Genomic DNA, 24339 nt, shown 5'->3' on the forward strand with positions numbered 1-24339 from the left:
AAACCTGCCCGATACGGACAGGTTTTTTGCTTATTTTTCGACCAGTTGCTGCTCTGGCTCGATATGAATATGAACGGTATTGATTTTGTGCACACGTCTCATGCGTTCTTCGATGTGTTCGGTGATGGTGTGGCTTTCTACCACATTAAGGTGCGGCTCCACATGGATCACGACGTCAACCAGCACGCTGCTGCCGTGGTAACGCGCTTTAATATCGCTAATATCTTTTACTCCGGCGATGGACGAGATCGTCTCTTTCAGTTCCCCCAACTCTTCTACGTCAAAGCCGTCAGTCAAGCGATGGGTCGCTTCCCGGAAAATATCCCACGCTGTTTTCAGGATGATGACTCCGACTACCAACGCAGCCAGCGGGTCAAGCCAGTAAAGCTGGAACTGCGCCCCCGCAACGCCCACAAACGTCCCGATGCTGACGAAGGCGTCCGAGCGATTGTCTGCGGCCGCAGCCAGCAACGCCTGACTGTTTGTTCGCAAAGCGAGCTGACGGTTGTAGCGGTACACGCCCAGCATGATCGCTGCTGTCGCCAATGCCGTCCAGCCTGCGAGCAAATCCGGTGCCGTCGTTTTTTGATCAAACAGCGAAGGAACCGCTTCCGTCACGACTTGCAAGCCGACAAACAGCATGATGAATGACGCGACCAAGGCCGAAATCGTCTCCGCGCGAAAATGGCCGTACGGGTGATCGTGGTCAGGCGGCTTGCGGGCAATGCGCAGGCCGATCAGGACCGCAATCGATGCCACCACGTCTGTCGAGTTGTTCAAGCCATCTGCCATCAACGCTTCCGATCCCGTCAGCACAGCAACTCCTATTTTTAACGCCGAGCAAAAGATATAGGCAATAATACTGACCCACGCGCCCCGTTCCCCTTGCTTCAGATCCGAATATACATCCACACCCCATCACCTCAAAAATCTCAATCACTCCGTTCGCTCAAAAGACAAGAACGAAGCGTCATAAAGCAGTTTCTTTTTGATCGAATTACATCGTAACAGACGCGATTCGTGTGGGTCTACAGAAACAGTTTTAGTCCGATTCATGAGTATAGAGGGGGGGAAAATGTGTTGCCCTGTGGCAATTTTTGTTGGAAACTTTTTCTTGCCAACGATGGGCGTTCTCCGGTATCCTAATCTTGCAATCACAACTACAAACAAGCACGGGAGCTTGGAAATCACCAGGCTGAGAGGATGGTACTGTGCCATCGACCGTTGAACCTGAACTGGGTAATGCCAGCGGAGGAATGTCCATATGACACGACAAGTGACGTGTATCTTTTTGCAAAATACCCGTTGCTTCTCTACTCTCGCGTCTGGCGTCGCATGCTCCCATGCGGCGTTTTTTTCGCGACGGGCCTCTTTCGCCTCCCTACAAGGTTCGCGCTTCGTGCAACCACGCCAAGGAGGTTTTTTCATGTCATCCATTTCATCTTTTCCCGGAAGCCGCAAAGTATACGAGGTCGGCAGTCGCCCTGACATCCGCGTGCCGATGCGCGAAATCACCCTTCAAGCAAGCGAAGGGTTGTTCGGCCCTACCCCCAATCCGCCTTTGCGCGTCTACGACACGAGCGGCGAATACACCGCTGACGGATATGTCGCGGACATCGAAAAAGGCTTGCCGCTAGTGCGCAAAGCGTGGATCGAGGAACGCGGCGATACGGAAAGCTATGTCGGCCGGGAGCCACAACTTGTCGACGACGGAATCAGAAGCAGCGAAAAAGCGGTGACGATGCCAGCTTTTCCGCGCGAAGGCTATCGGCCCAAACGCGCTTTGCCAGGAAAAAATGTCACCCAGCTTCACTACGCCCGCCAGCAGATCATTACGCCAGAGATGGAATACATCGCGATTCGCGAAGGAGTGACCCCCGAATTTGTCAGAGCCGAAGTAGCTGCCGGGCGCGCGATTATTCCGGCCAACATCAATCACCCGGAAGCGGAGCCGATGATTATCGGGCGGAATTTTCACGTCAAAGTCAACGCCAATATCGGCACGTCGGCCGTAAGCTCCTCGATGGAAGAAGAAGTGGAGAAAATGATTTGGTCCGTGCGCTGGGGCGCCGATACGATCATGGATTTGTCGACCGGAAAGCACATTCATACGACCCGTGAATGGATCATCCGCAACAGCCCCGTGCCAATCGGTACCGTACCGATTTACCAGGCGCTGGAAAAGGTCAATGGCAAAGCGGAAGATCTGACCTGGGAAGTGTATCGGGATACATTGATCGAACAGGCGGAACAAGGAGTCGATTACTTCACCATCCACGCTGGCGTTCTGCTGCGCTACATTCCTTTGACGGCAAAACGCGTTACCGGGATCGTCTCGCGTGGCGGCTCCATTTTGGCGGCTTGGTGTCTCGCCCACCATGAAGAAAACTTTTTGTACACCCACTTTGAAGAAATTTGCCACATTCTCAAAGCGTACGACATCAGCGTCTCGCTTGGAGACGGTCTGCGCCCCGGCTCGATTGCGGATGCCAATGACGAAGCGCAGTTTGCCGAGCTGGAAACACTCGGGGAGCTGACGAAAATCGCCTGGAAGCACGACGTGCAGGTGATGATTGAAGGGCCTGGTCACGTTCCGATGCACCTGATTCGCGAGAACATGGACAAACAGCTGGAGATGTGCCACGAAGCTCCTTTTTACACGCTCGGGCCATTGACCACTGATATCGCTCCCGGTTACGACCACATTACCTCTGCGATTGGCGCAGCGATGATTGGCTGGTTCGGGACAGCGATGCTCTGCTACGTGACGCCCAAAGAGCACCTGGGACTGCCGAACAAGGAAGATGTGCGCAACGGCCTGATCGCCTACAAAATCGCCGCTCATGCAGCCGACCTGGCCAAGGGACATCCGCGAGCCAAACAGCGTGACGACGCGCTGTCCAAAGCCCGCTTTGAATTTCGCTGGAACGATCAATTCAACCTGTCTCTCGATCCTGAGCGCGCCCGCGAATATCACGATGAGACACTGCCTGCGGAAGCAGCCAAGTCTGCGCACTTTTGCTCGATGTGCGGCCCGAAATTTTGCAGCATGAAAATCTCGCACGACATCCGTCAGCAAGCGCAGGAGCAGGAACAAAACGAGCCTGCGGCTATCGCGGCAGGCATGCAGGAAAAAGCCCGCGAGTTCCGCGAGCAAGGAAGCCAGTTGTACCAATAAACGCCTGGAGGTGGCAAGACATTGAATGAAGCCTTGCGTTTGCGCGCTGAAATCGCTCGCCTGGAGGTGGATTTGGAAAGTCTGAGACGCCAGCTGTTCCATTTGCAAAAAGAATGCGCGCACGAGTTCGTCGAAACGTCGCTGGCGCGCACCTGCTCCAAATGCTTGCAAACAGAAAGCCTCTATTATTAGAGCACGTATGACATAAAAAAGGTCGGAATCCCTCGTCATGGGATTTCGACCTTTTTTGCCTGCCGGATTCAGCGGGAAGCCTTGACCTGTAGCGGCAACCCTTCCTTATAGTACAGCTCTGGCGACAGCAGGATAAAAAAGAGGTGGACGTTCTCGAAGCCTTGCTTCTGCAAGATGCGATTCATCGTGCTGGCAATCTCATCGTGCTTGTTCTGTTCTCGCGGGAACATCATGATTTCCAGAGACAACGGGCTGTTCGTCAACTGCTCGACCAGCAGAAGCTCCAGCTTGACTTTTTCCTCGCTCACTTCAGCGATGCGGGCAAACTCTTCTATAATAAGGGGCGCAACCGATTGCAGCTTTGCTTTTTCAAAACCTTTAAACCGAAGAAATGGCAAGTCAATTCCTTCTTTCCGTAAACATGCGGCTCGCCAGCTTCCAGCAAGCAAGTCCAGGCTGTTCCTCAAAATCATTACCATAGTAATTATAAACTACAGTCTATTTCTAGATCAATGAAAAAAAGGGCTATATCCAAAGAACGACTCTCCCCTTACGCACTGTGGTGGACGTACCACGATTAGGAGGTTTCAAGCCATCCGGCGGATATAGCCCATCCATACTTGTTCATGCTCTCTTCATATGAACGTCGATTCATATGAAATTTTCTCTAGTATACCTTATATTCAATACTTAATCAACTAAGAAGTTTCGTAAAATTCGATCACAACTGCTGTTCAAGACTCTTTGCATAGACCGCAAACAATCGTGGGACTGTACGAATACGAGCGACCGCTCCAGCGGAACTTCAAGCAAAGCAATTACGGAGGCCCTATGCCACTTGAACCGATCACCCCTTTTGAACCGATCCAAACCGAAACGATACCAGCCGGAAGCAACTGGATTGCCCAGGTGAAGTGGGACGGGGTCAGAATGCTCACCTACCACGACGGCAACAAGACACAGCTCATCAATCGCAAAAAGAATGATCGCACGAGGCAATACCCCGAATTTGCCCGGCTCGAACGCTACTGTTCCGCCTCATCTGTCATTCTCGACGGAGAGATGATCGCTTTTGACAGCCAAAAACCGTCTTTCCACGAAATCATGAAAAGAGACAGCCTGCGCAAGGAACTGAGCATCCAGCTCGCCATCGAGCAAACTCCCGTCACCTACATGGTGTTTGACGTCCTGTATTGGAATGGCAGCTGGGTAACCGACAAACCGCTCGGCGAGAGACAAGAGATTCTAGCGCAGATCATGCTTCCCGAGCCAAATGTGCAGATCGTACAAAATGTCAGTGACCCGCACAGCTTGTACGATGTGATGAAGCAACATCACATGGAAGGAATCGTCTGCAAAGACATGACGAGCACCTACCTCCCGAGCGGAAAAGATGCGCGTTGGCAAAAACTCAAGATTTTTCACGATCTGTATGCCGCAATCGGCGGTGTCACGCTGCGCGATGGCGTCGTGAATGCCGTCCTGCTTGGCTTGTTTGACGACGCCGGAAGACTTGTGTACATCGGTCATGCAGGCACCGGGAAGCTGACCCAGCGCGATTGGCGCGACCTGACCGAACGGATCAAACCGCTGCTCCTAGACAGCATGCCTTTTGCCAATCAACCGGAACGAAAAAAAGACACTCTCTGGCTAAAACCGGAGCTGATCGCCAAAGTCCAGTTCATGGAATGGACCTCCGGATTGACGATGCGCCAGCCGAGTATTCAGGCGTTTGTCGATGGCAGTTTGGCTGACTGTACGTGGAAACAAATCAATTGATCGCCGACTCCCCGCCTGCTACTGCCGAAAGTTTCCTTGTTGTTTGGGACGGCCCAGCCTTTGTTTCCCGTGATTAAGGGCCTGCATTTCTCCGTAACTGGCAAGGAGCGCAATGACCATGAAAATAATGTAGGCGATCGCGGTGGCAATTCCGGCTGCGGGAGATTTGTCGCTGAGCATGTCTCCAAGCAAGATCGTCAAAATACAGCCTGCGAAGCTGATCGCTCCTCCCCACACCATCATGCGGTAAAACCGATGCAGCTTCGTTCCTCTGGGGATCAAGGTCTGGCCTTCCTCCCGCTTTTTCCTCCGGGCGACGATAAACAAAAACAGAAGCAGCGGCACCTGAAACAAGATGACGATGAAAGGAAAGCTGTAGCTGATAAACTGGTCGATATCAGCGACCTTCGGAAAAGCAAGCAAGGTTGACACAACCAGAAAACAGCCGCACGGCGCATTGTACGTATTGTAATGCAGCTGTCCGCCAAACGATCCAACCCCTACGAGAAAAGCCAAATACGCGACGATTACTTTAATGCTGAACGCCGGGAACCACAGGCTGAACAAAATCATTTCCACCCGGTCAAGAAAATCGGTCAGATGAATTTGCTGGACGAGAATATAGATCGGAAAATTAAGCCTGCTCGCGATGACGTATCCCATCACTCCAAGCAAAATCAAGATCATGATCGTCGTCGTGAAGCACACAATCATGATCCCGTGCTTCATCGCCGCAAACAGAAGCCTTGGCTCGCTGCTGGCGTGCAAGAACGCCCCGAATAGCAATATATCCCCATAGACGCCGAGCGGGAGCAGATTGCTCACTGCAATCCGTTCGAGAGTCGTACTGAGGATCGGTTCCAGCCGCTCGATGCTGTACTCGTTCATTAAGAGAAAGTACAGCATCAGGCACATGATAAAGTAGGCGGGAAAGTAAATCTCGTTTACCCGCGCTGCCACTTCCAGACTCGTCTTGCCGTAATACATCAACAGCAAAACGAACACGAGCAGAATGATTTCCAAAGGCGTCTGCGGCAGCAGGGAGACGTGCAAAAAGTCCGCGGCGCCTTTTATATCGAGAGCGAGAATGATCCAAATGTAAAAGAGGATCAACAGATTGATGAATCCACCGATCCATTTGCCGCAGATGATGAACACTATCTCAAACAAATTTTTGCCGGGGTAGGCGCGCACCAGCTCCGACAAGACATACGCTACCAACAAAGCGTAGCAGGCTGGGAGAATTTGCGAGAACCATGCATCCATTTTGGCGACCTGCACGACTGTCCGCAAAAAGCTGATCATCATCCCTGTCATCAACAAACTGCCGACCAACCAGGCAATTTGCCGGTGATTGACGACTTGCTTATGTATCATGCTCTCCCTCCTCTACAACATATGTTCGATCCATGTTTTCACCTGAGGCGTGAAGATGTTCAGAAAAAATCCGGTCGAGAGCATTTTGTCGTGCTGATATTGCACAGCGTATATCCCGATGACGGAAAGCGCGTAGAGGGAGTAGATGACGATTTGCTGTTTTCTCTCCATATGCTTGCGCTTCAGTATAAAATCCCAAAAGGAAAAAACTAGCATCAGCCCAAACAAAAGCAGGAATAGTCTATTCACGTCCGCCTTCTTCCTTCGTTATGTTTTTGGTCGTTTGCCCAACGTCTTGCACGACGACTTTGCTGTGAATTTGGAACGTTATGTCCGGCAGGTGATCATTCCAGTTTTTTCGATACGTATCCCGCCATTCTTTCGGGAACTGTCTGGCTAAAATGATCCCGAGTCCGATCGTGTCCGTCCGATACTTTTGCATCAAATTCAGCGTGTCCTTGACGCTGACCTCGACTTCTTTTTTGAGCTTGTTCTCGATTAAGGCAATATTTTTTTTCTGATCCAGATCAAGACTCGTCATGTTTTCAACTACGACACTCGTCGCAAAAACCGTAATATCGTAATGAATGCGCCCTTTTTTAATGACAGGCTTCAAGTCCGCTTTCCCTTTGGAAAAGTAGACCGTCAGCCGCTCTTTGTCATTCAGGGAAACGACCACCGAAAAAGGGGTGAACGTTCGTTGGAACCAGCGAAGACCTTTGATCGCCTGAGATTTTGCCATGTAAACAAGCTTGTCCCCGCGAAACAAGCCAATCCCCATAAATTCCACTTCTTTTGACTTGCCCTTCGGATGAGAATCAACAGCATCAATGATGGGCAGAAAGGCATCGACCCCCGGTGTCGTCAGCATCTGGGCTACATCCTTGAGCGATACGGCAATCGCCTCCATCTTGACCAGTTCACGCATCGCCTCTCCCGAAAAGCGCTCAAACTGCGGCTGGGCGTTCAACAGCTCAATCCCTTTTCCTTTGGTCATGACCAAATAGGCCGTTAAACGATTCTCGGGAAATCGCGCTACGATATCCAATACGTCGCTCATTCCCTCCTTGGCGAGCTGTTCTCCGATGACAATCATGCGATGGTGGGAGTAGTACAGTTGACGCGACATCCGCGACTGAATAATATTGTTCGCTTCCCGGATCGTCTTGCCCACAGCGGAATCAACATAGTAAGACTTGTCACCGCTCGTCCCGCCGCCTCCCCCCGACGTCGAGCCGAGACTGCTGACAAGCGGCACCTGGACGGACAAGCGGTATTGCCCGTTTGGCTCCTTGTCCATAGCCATCGCAATCACGAGTGCCATGTCGTTGACTTCACGCCGATCCCAGCAGCCTGCCACAGGCAAGAGACATAAAAGCAACACGACTATCGGAGTAAGACGTCTCACGCTTTTCCCTCCCCGTCAGATTTCCCGCCGCTCGTAGTCCCTGCCTGCCCTCCTCTTTGCTGGACTTTATTGGAAAAACCCGCGTTCATCTTTCGCGCATTTTGGATTCCTAGAAAGCTGGGGCGTTTTTCCATGAATGACCAGGGCACTCGTACCAGGACGTCTTTCATGTCTCCAATCGACATAGGCGCAAGCGGAGACAAATAAGGCACTCCAAACGAACGCAGGTTGGCCATATGACCCAAAATCAGCAAGACACCCACCAAAATCCCGTAGATGCCGAGAATCGAGGCTGCGATCATCAGCGGAAACCGAAGCATGCGCAGCGAAATCGCTACATTGAAATGCGGAATCGTAAAAGACGCGATCCCCGTAAGCGAAACGACAATCACCATCGGCGCCGAAACAATCCCCGCCTGTACGGCAGCTTGCCCAACTACCAGCGCGCCCAAAATACTCACGGCCTGCCCGACCGTTTTCGGGAGGCGAATCCCCGCTTCGCGCAATGCTTCGAAAGCGATCTCCATGATGAGCGCCTCGACAATCGCCGGAAAAGGAATCGCTTCGCGCGCAGCGGCTACGCTAAGCAAGAGCGTGGTCGGCAGCATTTGCTGGTGGTAGGTCGTAATCGCCACGTACAAGGCAGGAGTCACGAGCGCAATCACCATAAACAAATAGCGCAGCCAGCGAAGCAGCGTCGTCATCTGGAAGCGCTCGAAGTAATCCTCGCTCGCTTGCAGCATCATCCAGAACGTAGCCGGGGCGAGCAAGACCATCGGCGTGCCGTCCACAAAAATCGCGACCCGTCCCTCCAGCAGCGAAGCCGCTACCGTATCCGGCCGCTCCGAGTACATCAGCTGCGGAAAAGGCGAGTACACGTTGTCCTGGATCAGCTCCTCGATATAGCCACTCTCCAAAACCGCATCTATGTCGATATTGCTGATTCGCCGGGAAACTTCATCCACGACTTGCGGGTCTGCGATTCCTTCCAAAAAAGCCACCACGATGTTCGTGTTTGTCTCGCGGCCCACTACCAACGATTTCATTTTCAATCTGGGCGTGCGCAACTTGCGGCGAAGCATCGACGTATTTGTGCGGATGTTTTCAATAAAGCCCTCGCGAGGTCCACGGACGACCGCTTCCCCCTCCGGCTCGTTGACCGATCGCTTTTCTGCCCCGCGGATGCCGAGCGTGAGCGCTTCCACATTTCCATCGACCAAAATTCCTGTATCTCCAGACAGTACCGCCTGCAAAAGCTCTTTGTAGTCGCTGACCCTGTCAATTTGTGAAACAGGCAGTAGCCGTTCCTCGATAACGCGAATATCCTCATCCCCGTCTTCGAGCACCATCAGAGATTGCAGCGCCTGGTTCACTTCTTTGGTGTCAATCAGTCCGTCAACAAAGATCGCTGCCGCGCGCTCGCTGTTCCTTTGCCGGAACTCCCGTATGACAAAGTCCGAGCAGTCGGAAAAAAGCTTTTCCAGCACTTCGATGTTGTCGTCAAGGCTTGGAAAAAGCGGAATGCCTTCCAGCTCAAGCAAGCTGCAAGTGTCAATCGTCTCCAACAATTCTTTTGTCTTGCTCTTTTTCTTGAACTCCATCTCATCACCAGCCACTGGAAAGCTAACCGTATTATGGGTGATTTGCTGGAAAGATATGCAGTGCGCCTGCTGCTTGCATAGCCGATCGACCATCAGGAGAAAGTAGGAGCACATCTGCCGTCCAAAGGAAGGTGCCGCCGTGGCTTATGCAACCAAAGAATACGAGCTGACCATCGCCGAACGTACAATCAGCATCAGCAACCCTGAAAAACCGCTCTGGCCGGAAGCAAACGTGACCAAGCTCGATTACTTGCGTTACTTGCTGACCGTTGCTCCCTACATGCTCCGCTACGCCCATGATCGGCTGCTCACCGTGATCCGCTACCCGCACGGGATTCACGACAAGCATTTTTATCAAAAAAACATCCCGGACTATGCGCCTGACTGGATCAAGACTCATACGTGGGAAAACGTTCGCTATGTGTTGTGCAACGATGAAGCCACGCTGCTCTGGATGGCGAATCAGGCCGCTTTGGAGTGGCATGTTTCCTTTCACCTGGCTGCCGACGAAACACCGACAGAGCTGGTGTTTGATCTCGATCCATCCACAGACGACTTCTCGGTGGTGATTGAGTCAGCTCTTCTATTAAAAGAACTGCTCGATGAGCTGAAGCTGCCCGCTTACGTCAAGACGTCCGGTGCAAGCGGCCTGCAAGTGTACGTTCCGATTGAACGCCGCTATGCGTTTGAACAAACGAGACAGGTCGGGCACTTTATCGCTTCCTATCTCGTCAGCAAGCATCCCGCTTTTTTGACTATCGAGCGCATGGTCAAAAACCGCGGCACCAAGCTGTACATCGACTACCTCCAGCATTGGCGGGGCAAGACACTTCCTGCGCCTTATTCCACACGGGCAAAAAAACTTGCGACCGTCTCTGCTCCGCTGCGCTGGGAAGAGCTGCCGCAGGCTCATCCCTCCGCTTACACCGTGCACACCGTCCCGGAGCGGCTACGCGAGCTGGGAGATCTCTTTTCCGCCGTCTCCCAACCGGACAAGCCAGCATCCCTCGATCCCATCCTTGACTTTTTGCACGCTCGCTAGTCTTCTAGTTGGAATCATGCCGCCCAGATGTGCTATACTGTGCACAGACGTTTTCAGGCAAGGAGGCATTTTCATGATTGATCCGATCGCAATATCGCTCGGACCCCTTAAAATTCACTGGTATGGCATTATTATGGGATTGGCTTTCTTTCTCGGGACATACCTCGCGAGGCACAATTCCAAACGTTCCGGCATCGATCCTGACCACGTCCTGAACATGGTCGTTCTGATCATCCCGGCAGCGATTGTGTGCGCCCGTCTGTATTATGTTGTATTTGAGTGGGCGCAGTACAAAGACAACCTGATGGATATTTTCGCCGTCTGGAAAGGCGGACTCGCCATCCATGGCGGGCTGATCGGGGGAGTTCTGGCGGGGACGTACTACATTCGCAAGCACAATCTGCCCTTCCTTCGCCTGGCTGATATTTTCATGCCCAGTGTCATTCTGGGGCAAGCTATCGGCCGCTGGGGAAATTTCATCAACCAGGAAGCACACGGAGAGACGGTCTCTGCTGAGTTCATGGCGAAATTTCCGGCATTTATCCGCGATCAGATGTTTATCGGCGGACAGTATTATCACCCGACCTTTTTGTATGAATCGCTGTGGAATCTGGTCGTCTTCGGCATTTTGATGCTGTTGCTCTACCGTTTGAAAAAATTCGATGGTCAAGTGCTGTTCAGCTACATGATCCTTTATTCAATCGGACGCTTCTTCATTGAAGGAATGCGCACAGACAGCCTGCTGATTGCCGACACGCTCCGGGTCGCCCAGCTGGTCAGTCTGAGCCTGATCGCTCTCGGCGCCATCCTGATGCTGGTCTTCGCTCGCAAAAGCAAGCAGTCCAGACCTTCTCAAAATTCAATGGAATAGCAATCAAACCAATTGTAAAAACCACTCTCGCCTCGCTGGCAGAGTGGTTTTTTTCGTCTCCCTCGTCTGAATTGTCGCAATGCAGGAAATAACTAAGAGAACAGGAGGGGTTTTCAGATGGATGACAATCTATTGGAAGAGTATTTGGATCGGCCCGTCCGCATCCATTTTTCACCGGACAAGGTTGGACCCGGGCTTGCCTCGTATGTGGACGGAAAGCTGTACGATTACAGCGTGAACGGCATCTTGATCGAGGAAAGGGACGGCTCGCTCGACTACATCCCTTTTTCGGCTGTGCGGCTCGTGCAAATCAAGCCGAAAGCCAGCTTGTGGGAGCGGTTGACCGGGTCTGGATAAGCAAAAAGACACCTCGCTACGAAATGGCATCGTAGGAAAGGTGTCTTTTTTGACATGTATCGTTCCCTTTACAGGAAAACGTCCAAGACAACGTAACAGGCAGCTGCGAGAAGACCCGTCACCGGAAGCGTAATGATCCAGGTAACGATGATTCGGCCAGCCAAGCCCCATTTCACTGCGTTCAGCTTTTGTGACGCCCCTACCCCCAAAATGGAGGAAGTGATTACGTGCGTCGTACTGACAGGCAGTTTCAAAGTAGTAAAGATTGTGATAATCAAGGCAGAAGACAGGTCGGCGGAAAAGCCACTGATTGGCTTGATTTTCATAATCTTACCACCCATCGTCTTGATGATCCGCCAGCCGCCAAAAGATGTTCCCAAAGCCATGGCAAGCGCAGCAGACAGCTTCACCCACAACGGAATGGTAAACTCGCCCGGCTCCTGCACGAGGAAGCCGCCAGAAAGCAATGCCAGTGTAATGACACCCATTGTTTTCTGGGCATCGTTGGCTCCGTGGCTGAATGACTGCCAGGAAGCGGACAAGACTTGCAGCATTCGGAAGCTGCGATTTGTTTTATGATAGGCCGTATTTGCCACGAGAGCAGATACGATTTTGATCACAATAAAACCGATAACAAAAGCGACGATTGGCGAAATGATCAATGCTTTGACGATCTCAATGAAGCCTTCCATGTTGATGGAGCCAAAGCCGGATGCGCCAACCGCAGCACCAGCAACGCCACCGATGATGGCATGCGAGGACGAGCTTGGGATACCGAACCACCAAGTGATCAGATTCCACAAGATCGCTGCTGTCAAAGCGGCCAAAACGACAACCAGTCCATTTTCCAGCTTGAACGGGTCCGTAATTTTTCCCCCGATCGTCTTCGCTACACCCGTATACGTCAAGGCGCCGAGCAGGTTGAATAGCGAGGCGATCACAATCGCTGTACGCGGACTCAAAGCTCGGGTCGATACAGAGGTTGCAATAGCGTTGGCCGTGTCGTGAAAACCGTTGATGAAGTCAAAGCTAAGCGCCATGATGACGACAAGAACGAGAATGATCACCTCTGGCGAAAGATCAAGCATTCTTTAACACGATCCCTTCCACCAGGTTCGAAACGTCCTCGGCAAAATCGGCACAGTCTTCCAGCTTGTCGTAAATTTCCTTGAGCTTGATTGCTTCGATCGGATTCGCATCTGGCGAGTTCAGCAGATCGGACACCATTTTGCGGTAATTCGAGTCGGATTCGTGCTCCAGGTCTTTGATTTCTCTAGCAATTTTCGAGACGACTTGATGATCGAGCTTGCGCAAGGTGCGGATGAGTTCGATCAGCTTCGCGGAGCATTTCACCAAGATGTTTGCTTGCGCCAAAACGCGAGGCTCCGGCTGGCGAACCTGATAGAGGTACATGCGATCGGCAACCCCGTCAATGTAATCGATCATCGAGTCCATTGTATGAGCGAGCTGGTGAATGTCTTCCCGCTCAAGTGGAGTGATAAAGGTAGAATTCAACTCGTTCATGATTCGGCGAACGATTTCATCCCCTTCTTTTTCAACAGCTTTGATTGCCTTAACCTTGGCTTCTACATCCTGATAGTTGCCTATCATTTCATAAAAAAGATGAGTCCCTTTGTGCACCGTGGCAATCTGCTGTTCAAACAGATCAAAGAAGATATACTTGTTAGATTTCAACATACGGTCCTTCTTCACTCCTTTGGATAAATCACACCTAAACGATTATATCGAAAGTTATTGTTGACGTAAATTTAAATTCAAGGGCAAGTGTGTAGATTTTTCTTTAAAATAATATTAAGTTTTTGTAAACCTCCTTTACAATTGCTCATAAAAACACCTGTCTCCCCAAAAAGGATACAGGTGTTAGTCTTGCCATCTATTGTTTTTTTATCTTTAATGAGTGGCCACGATCATGCAATCTTTCTGTTTTTTGGCCTCGTACATCAACGTGTCTGCCTTGTGTGTCAACTCCTCAGCTGTTGCAGCATGATGCGGGTAGGAAGCGACGCCGATGCTTGCCGTTACGCCGGACAGCGATTGTCTGACCTGGTTTTGAATCCGCTCGCCGATTGCCAGCGCTTGCTGTGTATCCGCATGCTTCAGCAATACGACAAACTCTTCGCCGCCCCAGCGCCCGACCGTGTCCTGGCTGCGGACACTCGCTTGCAAAATCGCAGCGAACTGGCAGAGCAACCGATCCCCTTCCATATGACCATGGCAATCATTGAATTTTTTAAAGTTATCCAAATCGATGAATAAGAGCGTAACGGGATATTGCTGGATTTTCGCCAGCTTGATCTCGCGGATCAACTTGTCCAAAAACCTGCGATTGACCAACACGCCTGTAAGCGAGTCGTGATAGGCCATTTGGCGCAGACGATTTACGTATGTTCCCAACCTGTACCCAGCTGCGATCTGGATCATAGCGGCCAAGGCGACGAATGACACCGTCGACAGTTCGGTAGGCAACCCACATACAAAGAGCCAAATCATGATAATCAGACAGGACACACCCATGCCAATCCAGCGTGAGTCCAAGGCACACTCCACCTCCGGTCCATCCAATGTAGCAATACATTACATAAGACCCACCTAAACAATCAGAAATGGGTCCTTTGTCCTTATTGTTAGGAATATTTTACCTATGTTTATGTCACTGTTCAAGAACCAATCTGCTAAATCTCATGTTCATCTATCTGAATTAAGTGAATTATGCTTGTTTTGTCGGAATTTTCCCGTTTATCTCAACCCTCTTTTTTTTCGCTTAACGGGTACGCTATACTTACAAAATAAACTTGATCGATCAGGGGGAATGAATTGCATGGCCTGGTTTCATCACATTCTTGCCCGCTACGACACCACCATCTGGATTCGTGTCATCGGGACCATTCTTACGACTTTTGCAGGCTTTATGCTTCGCCCATTCCTCGCCTTCTATCTGTATGACAAGATGGACGGGAATCTGCTCGTGGCTGCTATGGTCACCAGTCTGCAGCCGTTGACGAGCATCGTCTCCGGTTATTTCGCCGGGAGTCTCTCCGACCGCTACGGCCGAAAGCCGCTGATGATCGCCGCTTTGCTGATCGAAGCGATCTCGATGGCTGGATACATCTGGGCCGAGTCGATTTTTACGTTTGCCGCCCTGACCGTCCTGAACGGAGTCGGCGCTTCGCTGTTTTGGCCTGCTGCCAGCGCGCAAATTACGGATGTCGTCCCTGAGGAAAAGCGCAGCGAAGTTTTCGCCCTTTTGCACACAGCCCTCAATCTCGGCGCTGCGGCTGGCCCGCTCATCGGCGTCGCCATTTACAAAATCAATCCGGCCATCGCCTTTGGCCTCTGTTCCTGTACGCTGTTCGTCTACAGTCTGCTCATCTTCTTGAAGATTCCTGAGACACTGCCAGATCACATCAGAGCGCAGGCGAAACAGTCCGCCAAAACCGCTCAAGGCCCTCGCCTCAAGCTTTCCGAGCATCCGACGCTCTTCTGGATGACGCTTGCCGCCATCCCTGTCTCGCTTCTGTACTCTCAGGTAGAAATCATTTTGCCTCAGCATTTGCGGACACAGTACACGGACTTTCTCAATGTCTTTGCCACCCTGATGACGATCAATGGCGTGCTGGTCGTCTGTTGCCAAATCGCGATTGCCAAGTTCGCGGAGCGCTTCCCTGCGCATCGGGTCATTCTCGTGGCTTACCTGTTTTTGGCCTGTGTCGGGTTTGGCTATGGCTGGGCACCTGGCTTCCTCATCCTCGTGCTCGCGGAAATTTTGTTCACCATCGGCGAGATGCTGTACGGGCCGCAAATTCAGAAAGCGATTTCCGTGATGGCCCCCGAGGAGTACCGCGGCCGTTACTTCGCCATCTTCGGGGCAAACTGGGGGATTACCGGAACGATCGGCCCTTCTGTCGGAGCCGTCGCTTTCAGAGGAATCGGCGGTGCGTTCTGGTTCTCGATTCTCGGGCTGCTCCTGTTCATCGGCGGACTTTTTCAATACCGTTTTGTCAAAAAAGCGACGCTTGCCGAGCATGCGGAAAGCGGGCAGTCGCTATCCCAATAACATCGAATCTGATTACGCAAAAAGCCAGATGCGAAAGGCGGGGTGCCACTCGTCAGCATGCTGGCTTTTTCCTTTGCCCAGTTGTGTGTTCAGGTGAATTATGATTGCGAAAACAGACCAGCGTTCCTCGTTTCGTTTCTGGCAAATGCTATCGGCTGCATCGTTTCGAAAACGATGAATTGGGATCAATTGGAAGGGGAAGCCTATTTGTATTGCCACAAACTGACAAACGGGAGTGAGAAAAGCGTATGCCCCGTATCGATGCGGTTTCGACAGCCGTTCCCCCTCATGAGATTACCCAGGAAGATTCCATGCAGCTGGCCCGGCATTTTTTCCAGGATGCTTTTCCTGATATCGATCGGCTGCTTCACGTATTTGCCCATAGCAACATCCAGAAACGGCATTTTTGCATGCCGATGGATTGGTTTTCCGACGATCGGCCTTTCGCGGAAAAAAATCAGCTGTACATCCAGCATGCAGAAGCTTTGTCGCTTGAAGCAGCACGAAAATGCTTGCAAAAGGCCGGGCTGGAACCGACCGATATCGATTGCCTCGTATTCGTATCGAGCACAGGGATTTCTACGCCCAGCATCGATTCGCGCTTGGTCAACAGTCTGGGGCTGCGCTCCGACATTACCAGGATTCCGCTGTGGGGGTTGGGCTGTGCCGGAGGAGCGATGGGCTTGTCCCGTTCCTGCGAATACACAGGCGCCTATCCTCGGCGCAGAGTGCTGCTCATCAGCGTGGAGCTGTGCGGGCTGACCTTTATCCGGCAAGATTTGTCCAAAAGCAACCTGGTTGCCACTTGCCTGTTCGGTGATGGAGCAGCCGCTGTCGTGATTAGCGGCGACAGCGTCCCTGTCTCAAAAGACGCTTCTGCACCGAGCATACAGTTTTGCGACGCTCGCACGACAACGTGGCCCGACACCCTTGACGTCATGGGCTGGGAGTTGACCGAGCCGGGACTGAAGGTGATCTTTTCCCGCGACATTCCCACGCTGATTCAGACGTACATGCGCGAAAATGTCGACCGTTTCCTGACGCCGCATCAAACGACAGTGGAGCACTTGCGCCATTTTATTTTTCACCCAGGCGGTGCAAAAGTGATCGACGCCTATCAATCCTCCCTTGGCATCGACGCTGCTGCAACCCGCCACTCCGAGGAGGTGCTGAGCCATTTTGGCAACATGTCATCCCCGACTGTGCTGTTTGTTCTGGAAAAAAGCATGGAGCAGCCGTGGAACCGCGGCGATCGCGGCTTGGTAGCCGCGCTTGGGCCTGGGTTCAGCTCCGAACTGCTCCTGCTGGAAGCGAGGTAGATGAGATGCTGTTCTTTTGGTTGGTGATCGCTGCTGTCGGTCTGCAACGCATGGGCGAACTGCTGCTCGCCGCGCGCAACGCCCGCTACGTTCGCTCCATCGGCGGCGTGGAGATTGGAGCCGGACATTACAAGTACATCGTGCTTTTCCATGTGCTGTTTTTCGCAAGTCTCATAGCCGAAGTCGCCTCCACGAATCCGGCCGCTGCCCTTCCCGCTTGGTGGGCGTATAGTTTCGGCTTGTTCTTGGCCGCTCAGCTGCTGCGCTACTGGTGCATACGCAGTCTGGGCAAACGCTGGAACACGCGAATCCTCGTCATACCGGGTGAACAGCCGATCCGGCGAGGCCCTTACCGTGTCATGCGCCATCCGAACTACCTCGTAGTCGCAGTTGAGCTGATCACCCTGCCGCTGACGTTTTCTGCCGTGACCACAGCCATTGTCTTCACGATATTAAACGCCTGGCTGCTGTTGCGCGTAAGAATACCGCTGGAAGAAAAGGTCGTTTATGAAAGCGAAAAATAACCATGCAGATATTCGAAAAGAGGGATAAGCGGAATTACCATGTGTAAAATTCCGCAAATGGTGAGTATGCGAACAAAATCAAGCCGCACAACACTCTGTTCGTATGCCGATTATGCCAGCTACGCTGGCACTGGGGCTAAATAGACACCATGACGTAAGAATGTATATTTCAAAGATTAAAGGAGGATCATTGAACTTATGTTCATCGGTAAAGTGTTGACCCTTATTTTAAGTCTAAGCATTCTTCAGCCCATTGCTCCGAAAGACCCATTAGACGTTGATCCCAATAAACCATTAGGAAATGTTGCTCCGCTTAAAGTATCTGTATCGCAATTTGAAAAAGCTTATCACAAAGACATTTTACTCCCTCAGTACATTCCTTTTACCCCCACGCATACAGGTGGTCGTTTTAATGAACTTCTTCAGCGATTAACGGTTGATTACTACAACACTCAAACAAATGAGCTACTCTCTATATCCATTTATGTACAAAGCAATAATCCTCTAAAAATCCAACCGGAAATGATCACCTTGGTGGATGGTACCAAAGCTGAGTATCTTCATGCAGATAATTACATGGCTGATTTTATTCGTTTCAAGAAAAATAATTTATTTTACGAAATAGGAATTGCAAAAAATGGTAAGAGCGAAAAAATGGATGATTTATTAAAAGTAGCAAATTCTCTTGAGTAGCAAAAAAGGCGCTCGAGTCATGTTTAACCCGAGTGCCTTTTTTTAAAGTTCATATCGAATAAATCCTGACCCTTTACATCCAGTTTGTCCTTCGCCACCGCAGTTTGCTTTTAAAAAGTAATTACCCGTATAAGGTGCTGTGAAAGAATCCCAAGCACCACCGTTACCAGATCCAGCAGTTTTATTTGCTATCAGTGTGCTAGATTGACCATCAAAGTAATAAACTCCAAAACCTACACCATGCGTACCCCCACTATTTTTCCATTCATAGTAAACGCTATCACATTTAAAAATAAACACAAAATCTCCAATGACAGAATGTTCAGTCGGAGGCATAGTAAGCTTATAATCTTTCGCCGAAGCTATTACAGAACCAATCGTCAGCATTAATGAAAGGGCAAACATGAAAACGATGCGAACTTTGTGATTATTTAGCTTTTGGACCAACACAATCCCTCCACCTTTCGATTAAATCCATAATTTACCATATACAACTTCATATGTATACTGAAAATAAAGTCTATTTATGTCGAATGCTAGATTTTGTTCCTTGCCTTCATTGAAATCACTTTTTCGCCTTTTGTAGGTGATACTCGCCAAAAACAAATGGTTACATTCATACAAAATGTTGTCCAGTGGGTAAGTAAAATGAATAAAGAGCAGAGAGGTTTCCCTTCTGCTCTTTCTGTTATATTGTGCAAGGAATGAGTTGAGCCGCAGTTCCGCTATTTCGTCCACTCGCTTAACAAGACTCTTTCTCAAACCTGCCCGTTAGTTTACTTGGCCCCATCAATCAGTCAAACATTTTGTGTGTGATTACTTATTTTTATTGGTTATAATGAACTTTCTATTTTTCAATTCTACAGACTTTTTTCCTATTTTCATGTTTACTTATGGGCAAATCGAGGAATAGAAAAGAAAAACGTTACCCATACCCGAGAGGTGGAGCCATCGTGAATCGTACTAATATAGTGGAGCCTCTGGACACAAAACGAATGATTGTTCGCGACTTCTGTACCTTGATTGAGACTTTGCCCAATCAGGATGACGCTGCCAGCATCCAAAAGTTTCTCCGTTACTTGCAGAGCCTGCTCCGAATCAAGCAAGTCATCCCGCCCATGGTGGAGATCATGACGATTATCAAATCGCTAAAGCCTACTCTCTATCATTCGGCCCGGCGCACGATCATGCCTACCAGCAATCTGCACATGCTCTTCCAGCTTGAGATGGACATGCAGTTGGCGCAAGAGAGATTGCGCCAATATGACAAGTAAAAGATAGCGTCCAGGCTTACTTCAAGTTCTCCGGATTGAGGCACTCCAGTTCAGGGATGACGAATCGGCCATCTTTGCGGATCAGGACGCCATCAAACCAGATTTCTCCCCCGCCCCATTCCGGGCGTTGGATGGAAACCATGTCCCAGTGTACGGAAGACTTGTTTCCGTTGTACGCCTCGTCGTAACATTGCCCTGGCGTGAAGTGGAAGCTTCCGTCGATTTTTTCGTCAAACAGGATGTCTTTCATCGGATTGCGAATGAAAGGATTGACCCCGATGGCAAACTCGCCGATATAACGAGCGCCTTCGTCTGTATCGAGAATTTCGTTCAGTCTTTGGCTGTCGTTTGCGGTTGCTTCCACGATTTTGCCATCCCGGAAGGTCAGGCGAACATTTTCAAAAGTGAAGCCGTGGTACGGTGTAGGCGCATTGTGGGTAATGGTTCCGTTCACCGAGTTTTTCACCGGAGCCGTATACACTTCGCCGTCAGGAATGTTGCGCAGTCCTGCACATTTGACCGCAGGGATGTCTTTGATGGAGAAAGTCAGGTCTGTTTCCGGTCCTACCAGACGAACTTCGTCTGTCCGGTTCATCAAGTCAACGAGGCTGTCCATCGCCTTGTCCATTTTTGCGTAGTCCAGATTGCACACCTGGAAGTAAAAGTCTTCAAATGCAGCCGTAGACATGTTCGCCAATTGGGCCATAGACGGGTTCGGATAGCGAAGCACGACCCATTTTGTCTTTGGTACGCGAACGTTCATCACCGGCAGCTCGTACAGGCGGGAGTACATGCCCAGCTTGTCGCCCGGCACATCTGCCATTTCGTTGATGTTGTCGGCTGCGCGGATGCCGATGTAGCCTTGCATTTTCTCCATCAGGGCTACTTCGTGTGCCGCCATTGCTTTTAATTGCTCTTCGTTGCAATTCATGGCGATCTCACGGCTGACAGCCGGATCGATCAGCTGAACGTGCGGGCTGCCTCCTGCCTTGTAAATCTCACGAACCAGGGCCGCTACCAGTTCAGGCGTTTTTCCTTTGGCATTGATCAGGACATTTTCTCCTGGTTGTACACGAACGGAATAGTTAACCAAGTTGTAAGCCAATTGCTCCAAGCGAGAGTCTCTCATGCGTGACACACCCTTTTTAAATTTTCTGATTCCAATTGTATTTTTGCTGATAAATCTCGACAAGTCAATAAAATTTATTTTATCAAATACACACAACAACAAGCCAGCCTTCGTCTACCGAGCATGCTGGCTTGTTGCTGTCATCACTCTTCTTTATTATTGCGCTGTGCCTCTGTCCTCGATCGTCCCCATTTTGTAAATGTCGCTCAGCAATTCTTGCGTAGTCGCCAATCCCCCTGCGTCCTCTTCGTCCACCTGATACAACGTTGCGTCCATGTTCCCTGCCTGCGTGATTTGCCCGCTCGGTGCTTGCTTGCGTTCTTCTCTCATCTTTCATCTGCTCCTTCCGCTTTTTTCATCGGTATAGTGTGCGCGAGCCCCGCCTGATTTAGCCATCGCGGGAAAAAGATGAGAAAAGACGCCTTGCCCAAGTAGGCGAAGCGTCTTTTTATCGAGTGATTTACTTGTCGCTGTCAGATGCAGGAACCATTGGGCTCCAGCCAGTTCTGTTTGTGATATCTTGTGTTGCGTTGCGTCCGATTGTAACACTCTCATCTTCTTTGGGAGCAGCAGCCCAGCCAGCTGAAGGAGAGAATACTGGTGTTTTGTCACCGAGAATGACGAATTGATCTTCATTCGGCAGCGCAGCCCAGCCGGAGTTTGGTGCTTGCACGACTTGGAAGCTGTTTTTTGTAACGAACTGGTCTTCTACTGGCATGAAAGCCCAGCCGCTGTTAGGCGCTTGCACGATTTGGTAATTGTTTGTCGCAACAAATTGATCTTCGTTCGGCATGAGTACCCAGCCGGATGCGGAGTTTGCCGAAGGAACGAATGTTCCGCTCACAAATACATACTCGTCTTCACCTGGAAGCTTAACCCATGCGCCTTGAACAGGTGCTCCTGCTTGCGTCTGGTTAACCACTGGTGCTGTCGTAGTTGGTGCCGCTGTTGTTTCAGCTGCTGGTGCCGCAGTCGTAGTAGAAGCTTCTGTTGTATTCACGGAAGCTTCCTCGGCACAAGCTCCTTGTGCAAACAATGCTGCTCCCAAAACCAAAGTACCCATCATCAGTGTGCTGCTTTTTCTCATATGTGTACACTCCATTCTCCTAGTACACACATTGTCTCCCGAAATGCCCCTGACCTGCTACCCGCTTGACAGTGCTACATGCATTGCTTCATTTTGCGCAAGAAGTACGTGAATTGCTCGACTTCTTCATCGCTCAGGTTTTCTAGCAGTTTCGCAACCAGTGCCCTTCTCTGGCACAAAAGTCCTTCCAGCATCGGAATCGCTTTTTGCGACAGCGTCACCCAGACGACTCTTCGATCCAGCTCGTCACGAACCCGATCGATGTAACCGACTTTCACCAGCCGATTGAGAGCAATCGTGGTTGCACTGTTGGACTGCTTGAGTATGGTCGCCAGTTCAGAAACCGTACTTCGCCCTTTTTGATGAAGCACGCGTAGCAAGATAAACTGCTTGGGACTAATCAACCCTTCCTCTTCCAGCCAATGGCTGATAAAGAAGCGGGCCATCTCGACAAATGCTCGATCCAGTTCCTCGATTTTACTGGCGCGGGACATGTCGCTCACAACATCACCTATTTTCAGAAAGTAAATAATATAAGTACTTTTACTATAAAACTATATAGGCAAAGTACATGAAGATCAATAGACCTTCCAAAATTATTTCTTTCCGCGAAAGATATGTATGAGCCGAGACAAAGTGTTTACTATTTAATATTTTTACTGTAAAACTTATCTGCAACATCATCTTACCTCAAACAGGAAAAACTGACAATAGGCGAAGATGGCAAAATCGTGACAGCAACTTTTCTCCTGGCAAGCAGGCATTTATTTCCTTGAATCTTATTTCGTATCCATTCGTATTGCATGTATAATAAAGGAGCAGTCTCGTCTACTGGACGCCCTTTTGTCCACGGCAATCCGTTGCCAAGAAACCATGTACATAGGAGATCAAGTCGATGGAACAAGCCAAAAGCTCAGCGAAATGGAAAACAGAATTGCTCGACTGGTTAAAATCGTTTGCCTTGATTGGTGGTTTGACTGCCTTCATCTACGTGTTTGTCATGGCTCCCTACGTCGTTCAAGGACGCTCGATGGAGAGCACACTGCACGACCGTGAACGTGTCATCGTCAACAAGGCGATCTATTATCTCAAGGAGCCTAAGCCAGGCGATATCGTCATCATCCATCCGGATGCGAGCGGCGATAACTGGATCAAACGTGTCATTGCCGTAGCCGGAGATACCGTCGAGGCCAAAAACGATCAGGTGTACATCAACGGGCAACCGCTCAGCGAAGAGTATTTGACCAACAACAAGCTGCAAGCATCAGCTGCCGGAGTGGTGTTGACGGAAGACTTCGCTCCGATTACGATCCCGGAAGGTAGTGTGTTCGTGATGGGAGACAATCGCAACAACAGCATGGACAGCCGCGTCATCGGCCCCGTCAAGCTTGACCACGTAGTAGGTCGTGCAGAGGCCGTCTATTGGCCGCTGACGGATATCCGCCTGCCGAAATAACGACCTGCTGTCTCACAAGCATATGCAGGAATAGGAAAAGCCGCTCCTTGTAGAGCGGCTTTTTTCTGTGAAAGCGGCGAGACATTTTCGCTGAAAGGGGGGTGGTTACTTTTGAGCCGTTGCCTTTGCAGACAAGTAATCTTCCAGCGTCAGGCCCGCTGCCATGATGTCTTTTGCCATGTCTTTTCCTACATAGCGCAAATGCCATGGCTCATAGGCGTATCCTGTCGTGTCTTCCTTGCCTTTTAAATAGCGGATGACGAAGCCGTACTCACCACAATGCTCGGCCAGCCATTTCCCTTCCGGCATTTCTCCAAACGATTCCTCCAGCCTCGTTTTCACATCGGCGCCAGAGACGTCCATCGCAAGCCCTGTCTGATGCTCGCTTTTTCCTGGCACAGCGCTGTACGCCGCGGCGTGCTCCGCTCCTTGTGTCTGTACATACGTCTCGTACAACGATTTTTGCGTCTTGTACGAACGATAGCCGGAAACCGCGTACAGCTCGATGCCATCCTGCTTGGCAGCTGCAAACAGTTCCTCCAGCGCCTGGGCGGCTTCTTGGCGCATCATGCGTTTTTCCACTTTTTCATCAAAAGGAAACGGGACGTTCGGCTCCACCAGATCAGGTGGAATATAGTCAGCAGGCAAGGCCCGCTTCTTGTTTACGACAACGGCGAGATCAGTCGGGTTCGTAACCGTCGGGACTCCATTGACGTCCTGGATTGTCTCCGCCAGTGATGCCCATTTGCTGCGAGAGGAATCTCCCGCGGTTGGCTCCGCTGTGTTTGTTTGTGTACCATCTGCCGTTGTCGCTGTATTCCCTGCTGGCTGGGACGGATTGTTTGTCGAGAGCAATCCATCCAGCGATGGTGCCTCACATCCACTGAGCAGCGCTACGGATAATGCGGCGACGATGGCAAGACCATTGGTGCGATTCTTGTTCATGACCTGTCCTCCTGGTTCCATACAGACACATA

Annotated in this window: 27 protein-coding genes and 1 riboswitch; of the genes, 12 read left to right on the forward strand and 15 right to left on the reverse strand. The window is 50.7% G+C overall.

Features of this window, described 5'->3' with window-relative positions:
* Positions 1–30: 30 nt before the first annotated feature.
* The gene (locus tag NST23_RS16665; RefSeq protein WP_122965151.1) at positions 31–912 is read right to left on the reverse strand and encodes a cation diffusion facilitator family transporter; all 882 of its coding nucleotides are present in this window, start codon (positions 910–912) and stop codon (positions 31–33) included.
* 250 nt (positions 913–1162) lie between these two features.
* A riboswitch (TPP riboswitch) is annotated at positions 1163–1274 on the forward strand.
* A gap of 152 nt (positions 1275–1426) precedes the next feature.
* On the opposite strand from NST23_RS16665, the gene thiC reads away from it, so the two are divergent.
* Together thiC and NST23_RS16675 are read left to right on the forward strand one after the other, a co-directional pair.
* A complete protein-coding gene (gene thiC, locus NST23_RS16670; RefSeq protein ID WP_287102381.1) occupies positions 1427–3178 on the forward strand; it encodes a phosphomethylpyrimidine synthase ThiC in 1752 nt (583 codons plus the stop codon).
* Between the two features lie 21 nt (positions 3179–3199).
* Positions 3200–3370, forward strand: coding sequence for a hypothetical protein (locus NST23_RS16675; RefSeq protein ID WP_167470327.1), 171 nt, complete (start codon positions 3200–3202; stop codon positions 3368–3370).
* Positions 3371–3438: 68 nt separating this feature from the next.
* Here NST23_RS16675 and NST23_RS16680 read toward each other — a convergent pair whose 3' ends face one another.
* Positions 3439–3768, reverse strand: a complete 330-nt coding sequence (locus tag NST23_RS16680; protein ID WP_122965149.1) for a DUF1904 family protein — start codon at positions 3766–3768, stop codon at positions 3439–3441.
* 433 nt (positions 3769–4201) lie between these two features.
* Between NST23_RS16680 and NST23_RS16685 the strand changes: the two genes are divergently transcribed.
* On the forward strand, positions 4202–5149 hold the full coding sequence (locus NST23_RS16685; RefSeq protein ID WP_217021392.1) for an ATP-dependent DNA ligase: 948 nt from the start codon (positions 4202–4204) through the stop codon (positions 5147–5149).
* 18 nt (positions 5150–5167) lie between these two features.
* Here NST23_RS16685 and NST23_RS16690 read toward each other — a convergent pair whose 3' ends face one another.
* From NST23_RS16690 to NST23_RS16705, 4 genes are read right to left on the reverse strand one after another with little or no spacing between them, the layout of a single operon-like run.
* Positions 5168–6526, reverse strand: coding sequence for a GerAB/ArcD/ProY family transporter (locus tag NST23_RS16690; RefSeq protein WP_217021394.1), 1359 nt, complete (start codon positions 6524–6526; stop codon positions 5168–5170).
* A gap of 12 nt (positions 6527–6538) precedes the next feature.
* On the reverse strand, positions 6539–6775 hold the full coding sequence (locus NST23_RS16695; protein WP_217021396.1) for a hypothetical protein: 237 nt from the start codon (positions 6773–6775) through the stop codon (positions 6539–6541).
* Positions 6768–7934 carry a Ger(x)C family spore germination protein gene (locus tag NST23_RS16700; RefSeq protein ID WP_122965145.1) on the reverse strand — a complete coding sequence of 389 codons (1167 nt, stop codon included), beginning with the start codon at positions 7932–7934 and terminating at the stop codon, positions 6768–6770. The genes NST23_RS16695 and NST23_RS16700 overlap by 8 nt, the downstream gene beginning before the upstream one ends.
* Positions 7931–9535, reverse strand: coding sequence for a spore germination protein (locus tag NST23_RS16705; protein ID WP_122965144.1), 1605 nt, complete (start codon positions 9533–9535; stop codon positions 7931–7933). Before NST23_RS16705 ends, NST23_RS16700 begins: the two co-directional genes overlap by 4 nt.
* 139 nt (positions 9536–9674) lie before the next feature.
* Here NST23_RS16705 and ligD point away from each other — a divergent pair, with 139 nt between their 5' ends.
* From ligD to NST23_RS16720, 3 genes are all read left to right on the forward strand, one after another.
* Complete coding sequence (ligD, locus tag NST23_RS16710) at positions 9675–10577, forward strand: non-homologous end-joining DNA ligase (protein WP_173596469.1); 903 nt, start codon at positions 9675–9677, stop codon at positions 10575–10577.
* Between the two features lie 73 nt (positions 10578–10650).
* Positions 10651–11448 carry a prolipoprotein diacylglyceryl transferase gene (gene lgt, locus NST23_RS16715; RefSeq protein ID WP_122965142.1) on the forward strand — a complete coding sequence of 266 codons (798 nt, stop codon included), beginning with the start codon at positions 10651–10653 and terminating at the stop codon, positions 11446–11448.
* A 117-nt stretch (positions 11449–11565) separates the two neighbouring features.
* Positions 11566–11805, forward strand: coding sequence for a hypothetical protein (locus tag NST23_RS16720; protein ID WP_173596468.1), 240 nt, complete (start codon positions 11566–11568; stop codon positions 11803–11805).
* A 68-nt stretch (positions 11806–11873) separates the two neighbouring features.
* On the opposite strand, the gene NST23_RS16725 is transcribed toward NST23_RS16720, so the two are convergent.
* The 3 genes from NST23_RS16725 to NST23_RS16735 form a co-directional block, all read right to left on the reverse strand.
* Positions 11874–12893, reverse strand: coding sequence for an inorganic phosphate transporter (locus NST23_RS16725; RefSeq protein WP_122965140.1), 1020 nt, complete (start codon positions 12891–12893; stop codon positions 11874–11876).
* Positions 12886–13503: a DUF47 domain-containing protein gene (locus tag NST23_RS16730; protein WP_005836349.1), complete on the reverse strand. Its 618-nt coding sequence runs from the start codon at positions 13501–13503 to the stop codon at positions 12886–12888. The genes NST23_RS16725 and NST23_RS16730 overlap by 8 nt, the downstream gene beginning before the upstream one ends.
* 213 nt (positions 13504–13716) lie before the next feature.
* Positions 13717–14361 carry a GGDEF domain-containing protein gene (locus tag NST23_RS16735; RefSeq protein ID WP_122965139.1) on the reverse strand — a complete coding sequence of 215 codons (645 nt, stop codon included), beginning with the start codon at positions 14359–14361 and terminating at the stop codon, positions 13717–13719.
* A gap of 283 nt (positions 14362–14644) precedes the next feature.
* Between NST23_RS16735 and NST23_RS16740 the strand changes: the two genes are divergently transcribed.
* The 4 genes from NST23_RS16740 (at position 14645) to NST23_RS16755 (ending at position 18416) form a co-directional block, all read left to right on the forward strand.
* Entirely contained in the window at positions 14645–15880 is a 1236-nt protein-coding gene (locus NST23_RS16740) for an MDR family MFS transporter (RefSeq protein ID WP_173596467.1), read from the forward strand.
* Positions 15881–16128: 248 nt separating this feature from the next.
* Positions 16129–17199, forward strand: coding sequence for a type III polyketide synthase (locus NST23_RS16745; RefSeq protein ID WP_217021398.1), 1071 nt, complete (start codon positions 16129–16131; stop codon positions 17197–17199).
* A 5-nt stretch (positions 17200–17204) separates the two neighbouring features.
* Positions 17205–17723, forward strand: a complete 519-nt coding sequence (locus tag NST23_RS16750; protein WP_217021400.1) for an isoprenylcysteine carboxyl methyltransferase family protein — start codon at positions 17205–17207, stop codon at positions 17721–17723.
* 198 nt (positions 17724–17921) lie between these two features.
* Entirely contained in the window at positions 17922–18416 is a 495-nt protein-coding gene (locus tag NST23_RS16755) for a hypothetical protein (RefSeq protein WP_217021401.1), read from the forward strand.
* A 42-nt stretch (positions 18417–18458) separates the two neighbouring features.
* Here NST23_RS16755 and NST23_RS16760 read toward each other — a convergent pair whose 3' ends face one another.
* Positions 18459–18866 carry a hypothetical protein gene (locus NST23_RS16760; protein WP_217021403.1) on the reverse strand — a complete coding sequence of 136 codons (408 nt, stop codon included), beginning with the start codon at positions 18864–18866 and terminating at the stop codon, positions 18459–18461.
* 503 nt (positions 18867–19369) lie between these two features.
* On the opposite strand from NST23_RS16760, the gene NST23_RS16765 reads away from it, so the two are divergent.
* Complete coding sequence (locus tag NST23_RS16765; RefSeq protein WP_122965135.1) at positions 19370–19690, forward strand: hypothetical protein; 321 nt, start codon at positions 19370–19372, stop codon at positions 19688–19690.
* A 16-nt stretch (positions 19691–19706) separates the two neighbouring features.
* On the opposite strand, the gene NST23_RS16770 is transcribed toward NST23_RS16765, so the two are convergent.
* From NST23_RS16770 to NST23_RS16785, 4 genes are all read right to left on the reverse strand, one after another.
* A complete protein-coding gene (locus NST23_RS16770) occupies positions 19707–20819 on the reverse strand; it encodes an aminopeptidase (RefSeq protein WP_063229818.1) in 1113 nt (370 codons plus the stop codon).
* A 156-nt stretch (positions 20820–20975) separates the two neighbouring features.
* The gene (locus NST23_RS16775) at positions 20976–21149 is read right to left on the reverse strand and encodes a hypothetical protein (RefSeq protein ID WP_217021405.1); all 174 of its coding nucleotides are present in this window, start codon (positions 21147–21149) and stop codon (positions 20976–20978) included.
* A 130-nt stretch (positions 21150–21279) separates the two neighbouring features.
* The gene (locus tag NST23_RS16780) at positions 21280–21906 is read right to left on the reverse strand and encodes a hypothetical protein (protein ID WP_340964119.1); all 627 of its coding nucleotides are present in this window, start codon (positions 21904–21906) and stop codon (positions 21280–21282) included.
* 74 nt (positions 21907–21980) lie between these two features.
* Positions 21981–22409, reverse strand: a complete 429-nt coding sequence (locus NST23_RS16785; RefSeq protein WP_122965133.1) for a MarR family winged helix-turn-helix transcriptional regulator — start codon at positions 22407–22409, stop codon at positions 21981–21983.
* 392 nt (positions 22410–22801) lie between these two features.
* Between NST23_RS16785 and lepB the strand changes: the two genes are divergently transcribed.
* A complete protein-coding gene (gene lepB, locus NST23_RS16790; RefSeq protein WP_122965132.1) occupies positions 22802–23362 on the forward strand; it encodes a signal peptidase I in 561 nt (186 codons plus the stop codon).
* Between the two features lie 105 nt (positions 23363–23467).
* Here the strand turns inward: lepB and NST23_RS16795 are convergent, their stop codons facing one another.
* Positions 23468–24307 (reverse strand): M15 family metallopeptidase, encoded by an 840-nt coding sequence (locus tag NST23_RS16795; protein WP_122965131.1) that lies wholly within the window; start codon positions 24305–24307, stop codon positions 23468–23470.
* Positions 24308–24339: the final 32 nt, after the last annotated feature.

The sequence above is a fragment of the Brevibacillus sp. FSL K6-0770 genome, from assembly GCF_038000275.1.
Lineage (GTDB): Bacteria > Bacillota > Bacilli > Brevibacillales > Brevibacillaceae > Brevibacillus > Brevibacillus parabrevis.

Coding starts and splice junctions, on each gene's coding strand:
- thiC (WP_287102381.1), top strand. CDS start 1,427: ATGTCATCCATTTCATCTTTTCCCGGAAGCCGCAAAGTATACGAGGTC.
- NST23_RS16685 (WP_217021392.1), top strand. CDS start 4,202: ATGCCACTTGAACCGATCACCCCTTTTGAACCGATCCAAACCGAAACG.
- NST23_RS16690 (WP_217021394.1), bottom strand. CDS start 6,526: ATGATACATAAGCAAGTCGTCAATCACCGGCAAATTGCCTGGTTGGTC.
- NST23_RS16705 (WP_122965144.1), bottom strand. CDS start 9,535: ATGGAGTTCAAGAAAAAGAGCAAGACAAAAGAATTGTTGGAGACGATT.
- lgt (WP_122965142.1), top strand. CDS start 10,651: ATGATTGATCCGATCGCAATATCGCTCGGACCCCTTAAAATTCACTGG.
- NST23_RS16720 (WP_173596468.1), top strand. CDS start 11,566: ATGGATGACAATCTATTGGAAGAGTATTTGGATCGGCCCGTCCGCATC.
- NST23_RS16725 (WP_122965140.1), bottom strand. CDS start 12,893: ATGCTTGATCTTTCGCCAGAGGTGATCATTCTCGTTCTTGTCGTCATC.
- NST23_RS16730 (WP_005836349.1), bottom strand. CDS start 13,503: ATGTTGAAATCTAACAAGTATATCTTCTTTGATCTGTTTGAACAGCAG.
- NST23_RS16740 (WP_173596467.1), top strand. CDS start 14,645: ATGGCCTGGTTTCATCACATTCTTGCCCGCTACGACACCACCATCTGG.
- NST23_RS16745 (WP_217021398.1), top strand. CDS start 16,129: ATGCCCCGTATCGATGCGGTTTCGACAGCCGTTCCCCCTCATGAGATT.
- NST23_RS16750 (WP_217021400.1), top strand. CDS start 17,205: ATGCTGTTCTTTTGGTTGGTGATCGCTGCTGTCGGTCTGCAACGCATG.
- NST23_RS16755 (WP_217021401.1), top strand. CDS start 17,922: ATGTTCATCGGTAAAGTGTTGACCCTTATTTTAAGTCTAAGCATTCTT.
- NST23_RS16770 (WP_063229818.1), bottom strand. CDS start 20,819: ATGAGAGACTCTCGCTTGGAGCAATTGGCTTACAACTTGGTTAACTAT.
- NST23_RS16775 (WP_217021405.1), bottom strand. CDS start 21,149: ATGAGAGAAGAACGCAAGCAAGCACCGAGCGGGCAAATCACGCAGGCA.
- NST23_RS16780 (WP_340964119.1), bottom strand. CDS start 21,906: ATGAGAAAAAGCAGCACACTGATGATGGGTACTTTGGTTTTGGGAGCA.
- lepB (WP_122965132.1), top strand. CDS start 22,802: ATGGAACAAGCCAAAAGCTCAGCGAAATGGAAAACAGAATTGCTCGAC.
- NST23_RS16795 (WP_122965131.1), bottom strand. CDS start 24,307: ATGAACAAGAATCGCACCAATGGTCTTGCCATCGTCGCCGCATTATCC.